Source organism: Mogibacterium pumilum, assembly GCF_002243385.1.
Lineage (GTDB): Bacteria > Bacillota > Clostridia > Peptostreptococcales > Anaerovoracaceae > Mogibacterium > Mogibacterium pumilum.
Genome location: NZ_CP016199.1, coordinates 801,209 through 818,399 on the forward strand (window position 1 = coordinate 801,209; position 17,191 = coordinate 818,399).

Genomic DNA, 17,191 nt, shown 5'->3' on the forward strand with positions numbered 1-17,191 from the left:
AATATAGGAAGACTCGTTCCTCAGGTGGTTTATTACTTTGCAGCTTATAAGAGTCTTGTTGATGCAGGTGAGATTAAGCTAGGTGATGCAGTTGACTGTACAGTTCCGACTGGAAACTTTGGAGACATCATGGCTGGATACCTCGCTAAGCAGATGGGACTTCCAGTTGGAAAGCTAATCTGTGCTTCCAATAAGAACGACGTGCTTACAGAGTTCCTCGAGACGGGACACTATGACAAGAAGAGAGAATTTTACAAGACATCATCCCCATCGATGGACATCCTCGTATCAAGTAACCTTGAGAGACTGCTGTTCTTCGTGTGCGGATCTGACAAGACTATGGAGTATATGAAGTCACTTGCTGAAACTGGAGAGTATCAGATAAGCGAGGAAGAGCTGTCCAAAATCAAGAGTGATTTTGTAGGTTGTGCATGCTCGGATGAAGAGGGTTCAGCTGCTATCGGCAAGCTGTTCAAGGATGCGAGATATGTTATGGATACGCATACCGCCATCGCATGGGCTGCATCAGATAAGTTCATCGGTGAGGGAGTGTCGGATGCTAAGAATGTAGTTCTATCAACTGCTTCTCCATACAAGTTTACGGGTTCGGTTCTCGTGGCACTTGGAGTGGAAGCGTCGGGAGATGACAGAGCTGATATGGAGAGGCTATCAGAGCTTACAGGAACTGAAATTCCTCGACCTCTTCGAGATATATTTGAAAGAGAAGTTAAGCATAGGGATATTATCGACGTTGACGAGATGAAAGTTAAAGTCGTGAAATATGCTTGTGAAGGTAAGGAGTAGAAGGTGGATAGTAGGTACCTTATAGTAGATAAAAAAATTCTGCCCGAATACTTCGAGAAAGTCGTTGAAGCAAGTCGGCTACTTGCCGAGTGCGAGGTTACCGACATCAGTGAAGCGGTGCGTACAGTGGGTATTTCGCGTAGTACGTATTACAAGTACAAAGACTACGTGATGGAGCTGAGTGCCAAGAAGACGAGTAAGAAGGCGATTATCTCCATGCAGCTACGCCATGAGGCAGGTGTGCTGGAGAAACTTATTCGCGTTATAGCTAGTCACTCATACAGCATATGGACGATCAATCAGAGTCCGCCAGTGAACAACATCGCGACGGTTATAATAACCCTCAATATGGATGATGCGACATGCGGTCTCGAACAACTCATACTGGATATGAGGAAGACGGAAGGTATAAAAAAAGCTAATCTTATCGGCATAGAATAGAATTTTTCAATAGCAAACCCGTATACAATGCTGTTTGTTTGACACAATATTACAAATAATATACTATTTAGAATAGCTAACAGGAGTGTTTCATTAGCGAGGCGCTCCTTTTTATTTAAGGGTAAGGGAGGAAAGATGGATTTTAAACAAATTGAAGCTTTTGTAAATGTTGTTAGGTTTAAGAGCTTTAGTCGTGCGGCAGATGCGACATTCTTTACCCAGCCAACTATCAGTACACACATAAGCTCGCTTGAGAAGGAACTCAACACTAAGCTGCTCGATAGAAAGGGCAGAACTGTTGAGATGACGCCTCATGGTCAGAAGTTCTACCAGTATGCTGTTGAGATGGTTAATGCTAGAGCACAGGCTATCGAAGCGCTTGATAATGGTGATGATAACCTGGATGGAGTTTTGGAGCTACAAACCTCTACCGTACCAGGAATTGCATTTCTTCCTGAAGTTATTCGAAAGTTCACAGATGCTCATCCTTGCACTCAGTTCTATATTGAGATGAATGACAGCAAGGCAACAGTTGAAAGCCTTCTCGAGAGACGTGGTGAAATCGGATTTATAGGCGAATATGTTGCTGAGCCAGGTATTGAGGTGCATGAAATATTCCATGACCGTTCAGTCCTGCTAGTTCCAGGAACGTATGAGACTGATAAGGACACAATTACACTTGAGGAGATGTCCAAGCTTCCGCTCATCTGGAGAGAAAACGGTTCTGCAACTCGTAAGTCTTTCGAGGATACGGTTGCTTCTAAAGGTTTTGATAAGAATAACTTTAGAGTGATTTCTAGAACTAATGACCTCAACCTGATTATGCGTCTCGTTGCAAATAACGTTGGGGCAGCGATACTATCCGAGAAGACCGTCAACAAGGTCGTAAGGTCGGAGGAGTTTAAGGTTCTTAAAATCGATGGATTTGATAAGCTTCGCAGCTTCTACATGATTACGCTCAAGAATGTATTCCTTTCGCCAGTTGCTGAGGCGTTTAGAAAGTTCGTACTAGAGAATGCAGAGCAGCACAAGTAAGGTGCTTTGAAGGCTTGTTAATATAATAATCAGATTAGAAAAAGCAGGAAGACGAAACAATTCGCTTCCTGCTATTTGTTTGTATTGAGTTTTGCCACTAAGCCCTGAAAGGTAAGTGGACCAGTGCTACTTGTTAAGAATTTCAATGTAGTGCGATGTACGCTTTTTGAATCTTCCGATTACTGCATTTTCGCAGCCCTTCTCTCCGAGCTGATACTGTAGTCTCTCAAGCTCTGGCTCCTTAACCGCGAGGAGCAGTCCACCTGAAGTCTGTGGGTCGTATAGCATATCGATCTGCGCCTGATTTAGACCGACGCTATAATCGATGACATCCTTTTCAAGGAAAGCCATGTTGTTGTGTGCTCCGCCAGGAAGGATGCCCTGTGATGCGAATTCTAGCACACGATCCATGAGAGGCACTCTCTCGGTGAAAATCTCTAGTGTCACGTCACCTGATTTTGCCATCTCGGCACCGTGGCCAAGTAGACCGAAGCCAGTGATGTCCGTACAACCGTTAACCTTTACACCAGCAGTAGCTTCAAAAGCATATCTGTTGAGTTCTGCCATGGTATCGCTGAGAGCTCTACTTTCTGCGACGCTCAGTAGGCTTACCTTATCAGCACTTGTGAGAACTCCAGAACCAATCTTCTTGGTGATTACGAGGTAATCTCCTTCAGAAGCACTGTTGCTCAGGATATCGTCAGGATGTGCAAACCCTGTTACGCTGAGTCCGTACTTAGGTTCCTTGTCGTTGATACTGTGACCGCCTGTAGTCATGGCACCGGCCTCATTTACCTTATCGTTTCCACCTTCGAGAATCGCCTTAACAGCAGCTAGCGGCAGCTTCTCAGGAAAGGTGAGCAGGTTCATAGCGAGCTTAGGTGTTCCACCCATAGCGTAGATATCGCTGAGTGAGTTTGCTGCAGCAATCTGACCAAACATATATGGATCATCTACGATTGGCGGGAAGAAGTCTATGCTGTTGATTATAGCTAAATCGTCGCTTACCTTATATACACAAGCATCATCGCTGCTATCAAACCCGACCAAAACCCTCTCGTCGCGAATCTTAGGTAGTTTAGATAATATATCGCTTAGGACTCCCGGTCCTACTTTAGCTCCTCATCCGCCAGCAGCAGTCATCTCAGTAAGTCTCACATCTTCCAGTGCCATAGGTATGGCACAACAAGATTTCTTTTCATTCTCTCCCATTAGCCTTTTCCTCTTTCTGTTATTGAATCTAGTTAAATCATATTGCGCTAATAATTGCAACGTATTGCAAAATATCTATAGGCTGCTTGCCATAGCAAGTTCCTCGATTGCCTTAAGTGCAATGTCAATTTCTTCATCAGTGTTGAAAGGTCCGATTGAGAATCTGACAGTGCCTTCTGGGAAAGTGTGTAGTGACTCGTGTGCAAGCGGTGCACAGTGAAGCCCCACTCTCGTGTTTATTCCATACGTGTGTTCAAGATTGAATGCGCATATGCCGTTATCTTTATCTGTAAAATCGATAGAAATTACACTTACTCTTCCATCTACCGTAGGCATTCCGGCAAGACACACACCTTTAATATTAGCAATTCCGTCAAGCATCCTGGCAGTTAGTTTTTTCTCATGTGCGCGAATCTCTTCAAAATGCTCATGCACCCACTTAAGTGCTGCATGAAGTCCGAAGATTCCTGGTAAGTTGAGAGTTCCACTCTCGAATCTGTCTGGAAGTTCGGAAGGCATCTCAGCCATGTCAGAGTGGCTGCCTGTACCTCCTGAAATCACTGGGATAATATCATCCTTGATATCAGGGTTGATAAGCATCACGCCAATTCCCTGCGGTCCGAGAAGTGACTTATGACCTGGAACAGTAAGTCCGTCAATATGGCATTTCTGCATATCTATAGGAGTATTTCCTGCAGTCTGTGCTGCATCTACGATAAAGAGCACACCTTCCTCGTGGCATTTCTTTCCTACCTCTTCGATTGGAAGTATAGTTCCGCTCACATTAGAAGCGTGAAGCATAACAACAGCTCTAATATCAGAGGTGATCATCTCGAGAGCCTTATCAAGTTCAAGCTGTCCGAATTCATTACAAGGCATACAATCATATTGGATTACACCATCCTCCTGAAGCTGGTGTAACGGTCTATAGACTGCATTGTGTTCCATATGGCTGGTGAGAAATTTATCCCCTTTTCTAGCCAAGCCCTTGATTAAGAAATTAAGAGCGTATGTGTTGCCAGGTGTAAATATAGCGTTTCTTGCACCGTATCCATTCATCATCGAATCAATAATCGATCTGGTTTCGAGGACTATTTCTGCTGCTGAATAAGCTTTTTCGTATCCGCCGCGATTGATGTTGCTACCAATTTTAGTCATGTATTCATATACCGCATTTGCAACCTCTTGTGGCTTTGGGTATGACGTTGCGCTGTTATCTAGATAAATCATCAAGAGCCTCCCATGAAATAATAGCTTTTAATATTAGAAACGAGTGTTGGTCAAAATTATATCATAAAAATGTTCCATAGTTATATTAGTGCTGATTTATATACAAATTAGGTTATTGTAAAGAAAACCGCATAGGCAAATACACTTGAAAGAGTTAATGCCTGCATCAGCACAACTATTTGTTGATAGCATATGACTTTGATGATATAATGACGAAGTATGTAACTTGGGGGTGGATAGGTGCTGGTGTGCCTTACGGTCTTCAAAACCGATATGAGGAGCTGATACCTTCTCGGGTGGGTTCGATTCCCACGCACTCCCGCCATTTAAGTTTGCATGGGAGAAATAATATGAAAAGAAATGAAGTTTTACGACAGATTCCGAAGATAGATGAGGTGCTTAAAGAGCACCTCTTTTCTAATGCCTTCGAGAAAATCGGAAGAGATGTAGTCACATCGATGGCTAGAAATGTTATTGACGAAGTACGTGCAGAGATTTTAGTTTTAAGCGATGAAGCACTTGAGGCGTACGATGTTGCCAAGATAAGTATCGCTGGCATAGCAGATGAGATTAAGGATAGACTCGAGGCGGACAAAGTGAATCATCTACACGGAATTATTAACGCTACTGGAACGATCCTACACACGAACCTAGGCAGAGCTCCACTCTGCGAAGATGCAGTGCGCAATGTAGAGATGGTTTCACGCGGCTACTCAAATCTCGAATATGATGTTAAGCTCGGAAAGCGTGGGTCGAGGCATGATATTTTGCAAGACCTCATGGTTAAACTGACAGGCGCTGAGGATGTCATGATAGTCAACAATAATGCATCAGCTACGATGCTTGTGCTTTCTGCTATGGCGGAGGGTCACGAGGTCGTGGTATCGAGAGGTGAACTTGTTGAAATCGGTGGCGCGTTTAGAATTCCTGATATCATGGAGCAGAGTGGTGCGACGCTGCATGAAGTTGGTACTACCAACAAGACTAAGCCTAGTGATTACGAGAAGGCGATCAATGAGAACACTGGCGCTCTCATGAAGGTTCACACCAGCAACTACAAGATTATGGGGTTTACTGAAGAGACTGAACTCGATGAACTGGTTGCCATTGGCAAGGAACATGGACTTCCGGTAATCTTTGATATGGGTAATGGTCTCATGGTGAACCTAGCAGAGTATGGACTCGATGAACCTAATGTTCCAGCTTCTCTCAATACAGGCATCGATGTTATCCTATTCAGCGGTGATAAGCTGCTTGGGGGACCGCAGGCTGGAATTATCGCTGGAAAGCGCAAATATATCGAGAAGATGAAGAAGCATCCTCTCGCTCGTGCATTGAGAGTAGACAAGATGACTTTTGCAGCGATGGAAGAGACGCTAAAAAAGTACAGAGACACAAGCGTTGCGATGCGTGATATCCCGGTGCTCCGTATGATCACGACTCCTCGTGAAGTTTTGCTCGAGAGAGCTGAGAAATTAGCGGGCAAAATCGGTGCAGTAAATGACAAACTCAGCATTAAGATTATCGATGCGGATGACCAGGTTGGTGGCGGATCTGCTCCGATGGTATTCTTGCAAGGAGTTGCTGTAGCTGTGACATCAGACAAGACTACTACTAAAGGACTTGAGAGAGCTCTTCGAAAGCATAAAATTCCTGTAATTGCAAGGATTCATGAGGATGAGCTGCTGTTCTCAGTTAGAACGGTGCTGGATCGCGAGCTCGATTATATCGCAGCTGCATTAGGGGACGTGGAATAGATGAAGAATGTAATTATTGGTACGGCAGGACACGTTGACCACGGCAAGACTCAGTTGATTAAAGCTCTATCTGGAATCGATACAGACAGACTGTCCGAAGAGAAGAAGCGTGGAATCACAATCGAGCTAGGTTTTGCTCATATAGATAATGATGCTGGTTACAACATTGGAGTAATCGACGTTCCTGGCCATGAGAAGTTTATTAAGAACATGCTAGCTGGAATCAGCGGCGTCGACTTCGTACTATTTGTAGTGGCTGCAGATGAGGGAATCATGCCGCAGACTAAGGAGCACTTTGAGATTCTGCAGGCTCTCGGTATAGACGATGGAATCGTTGCGATTACCAAGAAAGATATGGTAGACGAAGAATGGCTCGAGATGCTTTTTGAGGATGTTAAGGACTTCTTCAAGGACTCTTTCCTCGAAAGCAAGCCTATGATAGCTGTGTCTTCCAAGACAGGAGAAAATATCGATGCTCTCAAAGCAGAAATATTAAAGAAGTGCGACCGTGAGTCGAAGAGACGTGAGGAGCCGGAACTGTTCAGATTGCCTATAGATAGGACTTTTTCCATGCAGGGGTTTGGAACCGTAGTGACAGGAACTCTCGTAGACGGTGTTCTAAGGCTCAATGATGAAATGATTATATATCCAGAGGATGTGACTGTAAAGGTTAGAGGGATTCAGACGTATGGCAGCGATACAGACGAAGCGGTTGCTGGACAGCGAACTGCCGTGAATCTCTCAGGAATCAAAAAGGAAAATGCGCCTAGAGGTTCGGTGCTAGCAGCACCAGGGGCTGTTACTGTAACCAATATGCTCGACGCAGAGATGGGCGTATTTAAGAGCAGTGATAGGCAGATTCTCAACAATAGCAGGGTTCACCTACACACTGGTAGCAAAGAAGTTCTGGCAAAAGTCATCATTATGGATCGTGAAGTCATGGTGAGTGGAGATAAGGCATATGTGCAGTTCAGACTTGAAGAACCTATAGCAATAAGAAGAGGTGACAAGTTCATAGTCAGATTCTATTCTCCAGTAATTACGATTGGTGGTGGTAGAATCCTAGATGCAAACCCGGAGAAACACAAGAGAAATCGTGAAGATGTTATGACTGAGTTTGAAATACTTGCTAGTGGAGATGTAGATGAAATTGTTTACCTCAAGGCTGGAAAGTGGAAATACTACAAAGAACGGGAACTCGGTCAGGAGCTTGGCCTCACAGAAGCTGAAGCTAGACATATAATAAAATCACTTGCTGATCATGGCAGGGTGCTAATACTTGCAGATGGCTCTATTGTGAGTGAAGACAAGCTGAAGGTGCTCGGAGATACGCTTTCCCAAATAATCGATGAATATCACAGTCAGAATCCTATGGTGGAGGGTATTCCGAAGAGAGAGCTGCTTAGTAGATTAAAGGAATACAGGCACATCGAGGATGACAAGCTAGGACAGGCTATTATTTATAAGTTCTTAGATTCTGGGATGCTCGAAGACAAGGAGAAGACAATATCGCTTGCGGGCTTCAAGGTTGAATTTTCTGATGAACAGCTTGCACTCATGGATAAGATTAGTCAGATGTATAGTGAAGCAGGAGTTGAAACTATCAAGAATGAAGAAATCTACAAACTAGTAGGTGATAAGAATGTTGCCAGTGCTTTGCAGGCTGAACTCATCTCACAGGGTAAAATCTTTAAGCTTGATGCTAGTTACTACATCGATACCAAGGCATGGGATATCGCAGTAGCTGCTGGACGAGAACTTGGAATAGAAAAACCAGAAGGATTTACCTTGGCTGAATATCGTGATAAGCTTGAAATTTCAAGGAAATTTGCATCTATTTTGTTATCCGCACTTGACAAGTATGGTATAACAGTGTTTAATGGAGAGTATCGAAAGACAATTAAATAGTTACGAAAGGGAGAACTATAATGAAGAAAAAGACACTACTTATTGTGAGCATGTTAGTTCTAGCTATGTTGGCGCTAACAGCTTGTGGCAGCAAGTCACCTAAGAGCGTTGTAGAGGATAATCTCAAGCAGATTAAGACTGAGAAGGCTTCTACAAACGTTGGTAAGCTATTCAACGATAGCACTCTAGAGCAGAAGTACGGAAAAGAGTATGAAAAGTTCATCAAGAAGGTTCAGGAGTTCGATTATGAAGTAAAGGATGAAAAGGTTGATGGCAAGAAAGCAACTGTAAAGGTTGAGATCAAGACATACGACTTCGGTGCAGCTTACAAGACGACTTATGATGCTGTAGTTGCTGACGCTAAGAGCGGTAAGATCACTGCAACAACTGACATTAAGGACTACGTTTACAACCTAATGTTCCAGAACCTAAATGCTGTAAAGGACAAGTCATACAAGAAGACAGTTACAATCAACTGTACAAAGAATGACAAGGGTGAATGGACAACAGATATCAACAATAATGTTGATTTCCTAGACGCTATGATGGGTGGAATGTTCACAGCTATCAAGACTGTAACAGCTCAGCAGTAAGTTCTAAACCAACCTGAACTATACGTTTAATCGACTAAAAAACCGCGGCATTTATGCCGCGGTTTTCTCGTATTCATATGTTTTGTGGCTAACCTCAATACTTGAGGAGAGAGATTGTTGACCTTAAGTTGAATGGCCAACTTCTACTTCATCAGCTTGCAGATTCTCTCTCCAAATGCAAGTGGATCCTCAACTGGCATTCCTTCTAGTACAAGTGCCTGATCGTACAAAAGGTGTGCGTAGTCAGTAACTTTCTCCGTGTCACCATCAGATACTGCTTTTTTTATAGCTTCAAAGAATGGGAGATCGCCATTCAGCTCGAGAACTTTATCTGCCTCAACTCCTGACAGCTCCTTGTTACCAGACATCGCTGCCTGTGCTTTTAGTATTTTCTCCATTTCTATAGATACACCATCTGCTGTAGCAAAGCACACAGGATGATTCTTCAGCCTAGTCGATAGGATTACAGCTGATACCTTATCTCCGAGAGCTTTTTTAATTGCATCTAGAGTGCTTTTTGCTGCTTCATTTTTATCTTCCTGAGCCTTTAGTTCCTCGTCGGTTTTCTCGAATCCGAGATCCCTATCGGAGATGTTCTTGAACTCTTTGCCTTCATATTCTCTCATAGTCATGAATGCAAACTCATCGATGTTATCAGTGCAGTATAGAACCTCGTATCCCTTATCTGCAAATAAATCCATCTGCGGCATCATCTTGATCTTGCCTTTAGATTCTCCCGCTGCATAGTAGATATATTTCTGATCATCTGCCATCCTCGATACATAGTCCTTAAGAGTAGTCATAGCCTCTATAGTTCCGCTATAGTATAGAAGGATGTCCTTAAGCTTATCCTTGTCAGCGCCGAAGTTATCATATACTCCGTATTTGAGTTGTATTCCAAAGTTTTCAAAGAATTGCTCGTACTTATCGCGCTCTTTATCACACATCTCTCCGAAAGTCTGCAGAAGTTTCTTTTCCAGTCTCTGTGCGATGGCACGGAGCTGTCTATCCTGCTGCAACATCTCTCTCGAGATATTTAGCGATAGGTCAGGAGAATCAACTAGCCCACTGATAAATCCAAAGTAACTTGGTAGAAGATCCTCACATTTATCCATAATTAGGACACCGCTAGAGTAGAGCTGAAGTCCAGGTTTGAAATCCTTGTTATAATAGTTAAAAGGAACTTCGCTAGGTACAAACAGCAGTGCGTCGTACGAGATGACACCTTCAACATTAGTATGAACAACCTTTAGCGGGTTACTCCATGACATGTATGTTTTCTTGTAGAAATCGTTATACTGCTCATCTGTAATTTCGCTCTTCTTAGTCTTCCATAGCGGAATCATGCTGTTGAGCTTTTCATCCTCTGTATAAGTCTCATACTCGGGCTTATAATCCTCGGCATCCATCTCTTCTTCAGAAGCCTGTATCTGTCGCTGCTTCGTAACATTCATAACGATTGGGTAGCGGATATAATCGGAATACTGCTTTACGATTCCTCTAATTCTAAATTCTTCTAGAAACTCAGAGTATTTATCGTCTTCGGTGTCATCTCTTAAATAGATGATGATATCAGTTCCAACGTTCGAGCGCTCTGCTTCTTCGATGGTAAAGCCTTCAGCGCCTTCGCTCTCCCAGATATATGCCTGATCTGTACCGTATGCCTTGGAAATTACCTGAATCTTTTTAGCTACCATAAAGGCACTATAGAAGCCAACACCGAACTGCCCGATTATATCCACATCCTGTAATGATTCTGAGTTGTCGGCTTTGAATTTGAGAGAACCGCTATTCGCAATAATTCCAAGGTTATTTTCTAATTCTTCCTTGCTCATACCGATTCCGTTATCTGAGATAGTCAGAGTTCTCACATCCTTGTCTACGGCAATTCTGATTTCAAAATCTTCTCTGGACTTTCCTGTGCAACCATCTTCAGCTTCTCTATAGTAGCGCTTGTCAATTGCGTCACTCGCATTGCTGATAATTTCTCTCATGAATATTTCACGATTAGTATAGATAGAGTTAATCATCATATCCAGGAGTCGTTGAGACTCTGCTTTAAACTGCATTTTCTCCATATCATAAACCTTCTTTCGTAATATTATTTGACAAATTAGCACTCTCTAGTGTTATCTGCTAAATAATATACTACTAGCAAGATAATATTTCAAGAAGCAGACAATAAAATAGAAATAATGTAAACACTACAAAATTAGATTGTACAAAATTAAAAATCACAGAATATTCATAATTTGTGACGTTCTTGGAGTATAATGGACTCATTATAATGATGGTGAATGAATTTGCTCACTATGAGGATACATAAGGATTCTAATACACGGAGGTACTAGAGATGGGTAATAAGTATGACGTTGTAATCGTTGGTGGAGGTCCGGCTGGTTTAACTGCTGGAATTTATGCGGCTAGGGCTGGAAAGTCTACTGCTATTATTGAGCGTGGACTTATAGGAGGTCAGATTACCTTTACTGATTCTATAGATAATTTTCCTGCTGCTCCAGGAATGAATGGTGCTGAGTACGCGATGAAGATCCAGGCTCAGGCAGAATCATTTGGAGCAGACATTATCATGGATGAAATCGTAGAAGTTGCTGCTCCAGAGACTGAAGGTGGAGCATTCAAGATTAAGGGGAACAGCGACGAGTATGAGGCTACAGCTATTATACTTGCTACTGGCCTTGATAATAGAAAGATGGGAATTTCTGGTGAAGATGGGCTAATCAGTCGCGGAATTTCTTTCTGTGCTGTATGCGATGGTGCGTTCTTTAGAAATAAGGAAGTTGCAGTATACGGTGGTGGAAATACGGCTGTCGAGGATGCGGCGTTTCTCGCTAACATCTGCACAAAGGTTACTATCATTCACAGAAGAGATAGATTTAGAGCTGAGCAGGCGGTTGTAGATAAGCTTAAAGCACTTGATAACGTTGAGTTTGTAATGACTAGCAATGTTGTAGGTGTAAACGGTGAGCATGTACTTGAATCCATCACTGTTAAGAACAACGAGACAGGTGAGAGTAGAGATATTGCTGTCAGTGCTCTTTTCGTAGCTATCGGCAAGATTCCAAATGGAAAGCCTTTTTCGAATCTCGTAGCTACTGATGAAGCGGGATATTTCGATATCGGTGAATCCTGTGAAGCAGGAACACCTGGGGTGTTCGTTGCTGGAGACGGCAGATCAAAGGAGCTCAATCAGCTAACAACTGCAGTTTCTGATGGTTCAATTGCTGCAACGAAGGCTTGCAACTACGTTGACAGAATGAACGGACAGGAATACGTTTAGGAATTCTTAAATTTGTAGTACAATATAAAGACATGATTATCAGATACTAATTTGATATATAGGAGGAATGAAATGACAGATAATATGCAGACACCTGAATCTTGTAGCCACGATTGTTCAAGCTGCGGATCAAACTGCCCGTCAAGAGACGGTGGCGCTCATGACGGTCATGAGAAGTTAAATGAACACAGCAGTATCAAGAAGGTTGTTGCTGTTGTGAGCGGAAAAGGTGGCGTTGGTAAGTCAATGGTTACTGCGCTGGCGGCTGTAACGGCTAATAGAAACGGCTGTAATGTTGGTGTTATGGACGCCGATATCACCGGACCTTCGATTCCAAAGATGTTCGGTATACACGACAAGGCTTACGGAAGTGAGATAGGTATTATTCCTGGTAAGAGCGCTTCGGAGATTAAGGTCATGTCCCTTAATCTGCTTACAGAAAATGAAAGTGATCCTGTAGTGTGGAGAGGCCCTGTAATCGCAGGAGCTGTTACACAGTTCTGGACAGATGTTGCGTGGGGAGACCTCGATGTAATGTTCATCGATATGCCACCAGGTACAGGAGACGTGCCACTGACAGTATTCCAGTCTCTTCCAATCGATGGAATCATCGTAGTTACATCCCCACAGGAGCTTGTATCTATGATTGTTGAAAAAGCAGTTAAGATGGCAAAGATGATGAATGTTCCTATCCTCGGTATTGTTGAGAATATGAGCTACTTCGAATGCCCGGATAATGGCAAGAAGTACGAGATCTTTGGAAAGAGTCGTGTAGATGAAATTGCATCAGAGAATGGACTTAAGGTTCTCGCAAAGCTTCCAATCAATCCTGACCTTGCTACTCTTAGCGACCAGGGACGTATCGAGTTTGCTGATACTTCAGCGCTAGATGAGTCAATTATGCAGTTGCTGCACGATATTGAGAAATAGTGTCGGGTATAGTAATAAACGTAATATATATCGAAAAAAATAAATACATTACCTCAAAATTCATTTGGTGAGTTTTGAGGTTTTTAAATATAAAATCTCAGCCGATAAATTATAGATAGCAATATTGTCTGCTTTTAAATTACAAAACAGTTGTTGACAATTATATTAGAATATTATAATATAGCAATATATTGATATATATGATTGGCCAATATGAAAGGATAGAAACCAGATGAAAGCAGAGAGAGAGATTATAGAGCAGAAGGCAAATATATTGAAAGCACTTTCATCTCCAGCTAGATTATGTATAGTAAAGACACTTATAGAAGAAGGTGAGAAGACAGTTGGTGACATAACTAACTGCATGGGTTTATCACAATCTAGCATTTCACAACAGCTAGCAAAGTTAAAGATTACCGGTTTAGTTGATGTAAGGAGAGAAGGAAATATGGCCTTCTATAGCTGCAATAGAGAGGACGTAAAGTCATTTGTAGAAACTTTGTTTGAAATGGATAAAAATCGATAAATGTAATATTCAATTCATATGAAAATTACAGGATAGGAGCGGAAATGAAGATTTTGGTTGTTGGTGCTGTGGCAGGTGGTGCAACAGCCCTTGCAAGGCTTAGAAGATTAGATGAGAAGGCAGAAATCATAGTTTTTGAGAGGGGTGGATATATCTCTTACGCTAACTGTGGACTACCATATTATATTGGAAAACAGATTAAGAATAGAGATTCGTTATTTGTATCAGATAAGGACACAATTGAAGCGAAGTACAGAGTTGAGATTAGGCTAAATAGCAATGTCGAATCGATAGATAGGGAAAACAAGACTGTGACGGTAAAGAATTCTGAAACTGGGGAGGAATATCAAGAATCGTATGATAAACTTCTCCTTTCAACAGGATCGTCGCCATTTGTACCTAATCCATCATGGTTAGAGCAGGGAAGAGTATTCAAACTATGGACAATTCCAGATACTGACAAGATATATGAGTTTGTAGGAAACCATGCCCCAAAACGTGCTGTTATCGTTGGTGGAGGGTTTATCGGTCTTGAGATGGCAGAGAACCTTAGCGATAGAGGGGTGGAGGTGTCGCTGTGTGATATGGCGGATCAAGTTATGCCACCTATAGATAAGGATATGGCTAAAATTGTAGAAGTACGTTTAGCTGAAAAAGGTGTACACCTATATCTAGGAAACGGTCTCAAGGATATAGAAAACGATGGAAGTAAGGTTCTGCTTGCCGATGGTACCTCTATAGAAACTGATTTAGTTATTCTGTCCATTGGCGTAAAGCCTAATAGCCAGATTGCTGAAGCTGCAGGACTCGAGCTCAATGCAAGGCGTGGAATAAAGGTCGATGAGTATATGCGCACCTCTGATGAAAATATATATGCAGTCGGCGATGTAATTGGTGTACAGGACTATATGCTGGGTGGAGAAGTGATGATTCCGCTTGCGGGTCCAGCAAATAAGCAAGGTAGAAATGTTGCAGATAATATGCTTGGTCTCGGTGAAAAAACTTATGATGGAACACTTGGTACATCGGTTGCTAAGATTTTTGACATGACAGTAGCCTCTACTGGTGCAAGCGAGAAAGCACTTAATCGAGTAGGAAAGGTATATGGAGAAGACTACTTTGTATCACTTGTACATCCGATGAGTCACGCAGGATATTACCCTGGGGCAACTCCTATGACTATAAAATTAGTATTTGATAGAGATGGTAAAGTGCTTGGTGCTCAGATAGTAGGATATGATGGTGTTGACAAAAGAATCGACACTATCTCAACACTACTACATTTTCACGGTACAATTTCAGATTTAGCAAATTTAGAATTAGCCTATGCACCGCCTTATTCATCTGCAAAGGATCCTGTTAATTTTGCAGGTTACACGGCTGAAAATATATTATCTGATTTAGCTCATCCGATGAGAGTTGATGAACTGGATGTCGAAGGTTCTAATGAGTACGTGCTTCTAGATGTACGAGAAGAAATTGAAGCTATGACTAGCCCGGTAGAAGGTGCAGTTCACATACCATTAACACAGCTCAGAAATAGGATAGGGGAGTTGGAGCACGGCAAGTCATATGTGACGCTGTGTTCCGTAGGACTAAGGGGCTATATTGCTGAGAGAATTCTTCGTCAAAGAGGACATGAAGCATACTATCTGCTTGGTGGCTGTAGGACGATGAATATCCATTACAAAAATACAGCTAAAATCAAAGCAAATCCTATGAGTAACAGCGCCAAAGATGACACATCTCAGGAAAAATTAAACTTGAAACCTAGTCCCGGTAGTGTAAACACAGTTACATTAGATGCATGTGGACTTAGCTGCCCGGGACCAATTATTAAAGTATCCGAATATATGAACGGGTTAAAAATTGGAGATGAACTCAAAGTTACTGCCAGTGATCCGGGATTTGTCGCCGATATAGAAAATTGGTGCCAGAACACAGGCAACACACTGCTAGAATCGTACTCAAATGGGGGAAGCTATAATGTTGTGCTAAGACGAGGGGTCAATTGTGATAGTGATGGCAGCTGCGAAGCTATCGCTTGTGAACATGATAAGGTTGTTGATACAGCATGCACAGTAAAAGAAAAAACCATGATAGTGTTTGATGGTAGTTTAGATAAAGCGATTGCTTCATTTATTATTGCAACAGGTGCCGCTGCCATGGGCAACAAAGTCCACATGTTCTTTACTTTTTGGGGGCTAAGTGTCATAAGAAAGACTCAACCACCGGCAGTGAAGAAATCCTTTTTATCTAAAATGTTTGCAAATATGATTCCTAAAGGTTCGAGGAAACTAAAATTATCGCACATGAATATGGGCGGAATGGGTGCAAAGATGATTAGACAGGTTATGAAATCAAAAGGCATTACTACGCTTGAAGAACTTATTCAAACTGCAATAAACATGGGTGTAGAGATGACAGCTTGTCAGATGTCCATGGATGTTATGGGGATTACTAAGGAAGAGCTAATAGATAGTGTCAAAGTGGGTGGTGTTGCAACTATGCTTAACAATTCGGATAGATCAAATATGAATTTATTTATCTAACTGGATGATTACATATTACGTAAAATATTGCTTGATGAGTGCAAAATGGAGGAGCGAGTAAGAAAGTTATACGAAAAAATATTATTTGACCTACAAAAAAAGATAATTTGAGAAAAACCGCCCAAGGAGGGCGGTTTTTTAGTGAAAAAACATAGTTAAATGAAATATTAATAGTGAGACAGTTTAATATATTGAGAAATTTTATTAATATATTGACACCATCATGAAGAAGTTTATAATTGTATTATTGGTTTACAAATACTAAACTAATTACTTATTATAATGCATAGCAGCAAATAATATTACATGAATGTATATATGTGAACATGCTGCAATTACTAGAACAATTAGACTGGAAGATAGATGGAAATCGGAGAGAAGATTAAAGAGCTTAGAATAGAACGTGGACTCACACAAGAGGAATTGGCGGATAGGGCAGAACTATCGAAGGGATTTATCTCACAGGTAGAGAGGGATCTCACTTCACCGTCAATTGCAACACTCGAAGACATCATTATATCGCTAGGAACGGATCTTACGGCTTTTTTCTCGGAGAAGGAGAGACCGCAGGTCGTATTTAGCGGAGAGGACTACTTTGTAAAGGAAGATGAGCGTCACAAGAGCACGATAGAATGGATAGTGCCTAATGCTCAGAAGAACAATATGGAACCTATCAGAGTGAAGATAGGAGCTGGCGGGACGACCATACCTGATAATCCGCATGAAGGCGAGGAGTTTGGATACGTTATTAAAGGCAATATCGATGTGCATATCGGTAACGACACGTATCGTGTGGAAAAGGGTGAGTCATTCTACATATATCCAGAACAAGAGCACTTCATAAGTTCTGGAAAAGGTGCTGAAATTATATGGGTGAGCTCGCCGCCTAGTTTCTAAGATAGCAG

At 42.0% G+C, this 17,191-nt stretch carries 12 protein-coding genes, 1 tRNA gene and 2 pseudogenes; 12 read left to right on the top strand and 3 right to left on the bottom strand.

Going from position 1 to position 17,191, the window contains the following annotated elements:
- From AXF17_RS09470 to AXF17_RS03880, 3 genes and pseudogenes are all read left to right on the top strand, one after another.
- Positions 1-804: pseudogene (locus AXF17_RS09470) on the top strand (threonine synthase); the annotation flags it as partial.
- Positions 805-807: 3 nt separating this feature from the next.
- On the top strand, positions 808-1,245 hold the full coding sequence (locus AXF17_RS03875) for an ACT domain-containing protein (protein WP_094233890.1): 438 nt from the start codon (positions 808-810) through the stop codon (positions 1,243-1,245).
- Between the two features lie 135 nt (positions 1,246-1,380).
- Complete coding sequence (locus AXF17_RS03880; RefSeq protein WP_094233891.1) at positions 1,381-2,280, top strand: selenium metabolism-associated LysR family transcriptional regulator; 900 nt, start codon at positions 1,381-1,383, stop codon at positions 2,278-2,280.
- A 126-nt stretch (positions 2,281-2,406) separates the two neighbouring features.
- Here the strand turns inward: AXF17_RS03880 and selD are convergent.
- Positions 2,407-3,390, bottom strand: a pseudogene (selD, locus tag AXF17_RS03885) (selenide, water dikinase SelD); the annotation flags it as partial.
- A 177-nt stretch (positions 3,391-3,567) separates the two neighbouring features.
- Positions 3,568-4,722, bottom strand: coding sequence for an aminotransferase class V-fold PLP-dependent enzyme (locus AXF17_RS03890; protein ID WP_094233892.1), 1,155 nt, complete (start codon positions 4,720-4,722; stop codon positions 3,568-3,570).
- Positions 4,723-4,950: 228 nt separating this feature from the next.
- Between AXF17_RS03890 and AXF17_RS08960 the strand changes: the two genes are divergently transcribed.
- The 4 genes from AXF17_RS08960 to AXF17_RS03905 all read left to right on the top strand — a co-directional run bounded on the left by AXF17_RS08960 (position 4,951) and on the right by AXF17_RS03905 (position 8,980).
- Positions 4,951-5,047, top strand: a tRNA-Sec gene (locus AXF17_RS08960).
- 25 nt (positions 5,048-5,072) lie between these two features.
- Positions 5,073-6,479 carry an L-seryl-tRNA(Sec) selenium transferase gene (selA, locus tag AXF17_RS03895; protein ID WP_094233893.1) on the top strand — a complete coding sequence of 469 codons (1,407 nt, stop codon included), beginning with the start codon at positions 5,073-5,075 and terminating at the stop codon, positions 6,477-6,479.
- Positions 6,480-8,387, top strand: a complete 1,908-nt coding sequence (gene selB, locus AXF17_RS03900; protein WP_094233894.1) for a selenocysteine-specific translation elongation factor — start codon at positions 6,480-6,482, stop codon at positions 8,385-8,387. It abuts the gene before it with no gap.
- A 20-nt stretch (positions 8,388-8,407) separates the two neighbouring features.
- A complete protein-coding gene (locus AXF17_RS03905) occupies positions 8,408-8,980 on the top strand; it encodes a peptidylprolyl isomerase PrsA family protein (RefSeq protein WP_094233895.1) in 573 nt (190 codons plus the stop codon).
- Between the two features lie 143 nt (positions 8,981-9,123).
- Here the strand turns inward: AXF17_RS03905 and htpG are convergent, their stop codons facing one another.
- Entirely contained in the window at positions 9,124-11,058 is a 1,935-nt protein-coding gene (gene htpG, locus AXF17_RS03910; protein ID WP_094233896.1) for a molecular chaperone HtpG, read from the bottom strand.
- 275 nt (positions 11,059-11,333) lie between these two features.
- Here htpG and AXF17_RS03915 point away from each other — a divergent pair, with 275 nt between their 5' ends.
- The 5 genes from AXF17_RS03915 to AXF17_RS03935 all read left to right on the top strand — a co-directional run bounded on the left by AXF17_RS03915 (position 11,334) and on the right by AXF17_RS03935 (position 17,183).
- On the top strand, positions 11,334-12,278 hold the full coding sequence (locus tag AXF17_RS03915) for an NAD(P)/FAD-dependent oxidoreductase (RefSeq protein WP_094233897.1): 945 nt from the start codon (positions 11,334-11,336) through the stop codon (positions 12,276-12,278).
- Positions 12,279-12,350: 72 nt separating this feature from the next.
- Entirely contained in the window at positions 12,351-13,208 is an 858-nt protein-coding gene (locus tag AXF17_RS03920) for an Mrp/NBP35 family ATP-binding protein (RefSeq protein ID WP_094233898.1), read from the top strand.
- A gap of 232 nt (positions 13,209-13,440) precedes the next feature.
- Positions 13,441-13,734: an ArsR/SmtB family transcription factor gene (locus AXF17_RS03925; RefSeq protein WP_094233899.1), complete on the top strand. Its 294-nt coding sequence runs from the start codon at positions 13,441-13,443 to the stop codon at positions 13,732-13,734.
- 44 nt (positions 13,735-13,778) lie between these two features.
- Positions 13,779-16,286 (top strand): FAD-dependent oxidoreductase, encoded by a 2,508-nt coding sequence (locus AXF17_RS03930; RefSeq protein ID WP_094233900.1) that lies wholly within the window; start codon positions 13,779-13,781, stop codon positions 16,284-16,286.
- A 363-nt stretch (positions 16,287-16,649) separates the two neighbouring features.
- Positions 16,650-17,183: a helix-turn-helix domain-containing protein gene (locus AXF17_RS03935; protein ID WP_094233901.1), complete on the top strand. Its 534-nt coding sequence runs from the start codon at positions 16,650-16,652 to the stop codon at positions 17,181-17,183.
- Positions 17,184-17,191: the final 8 nt, after the last annotated feature.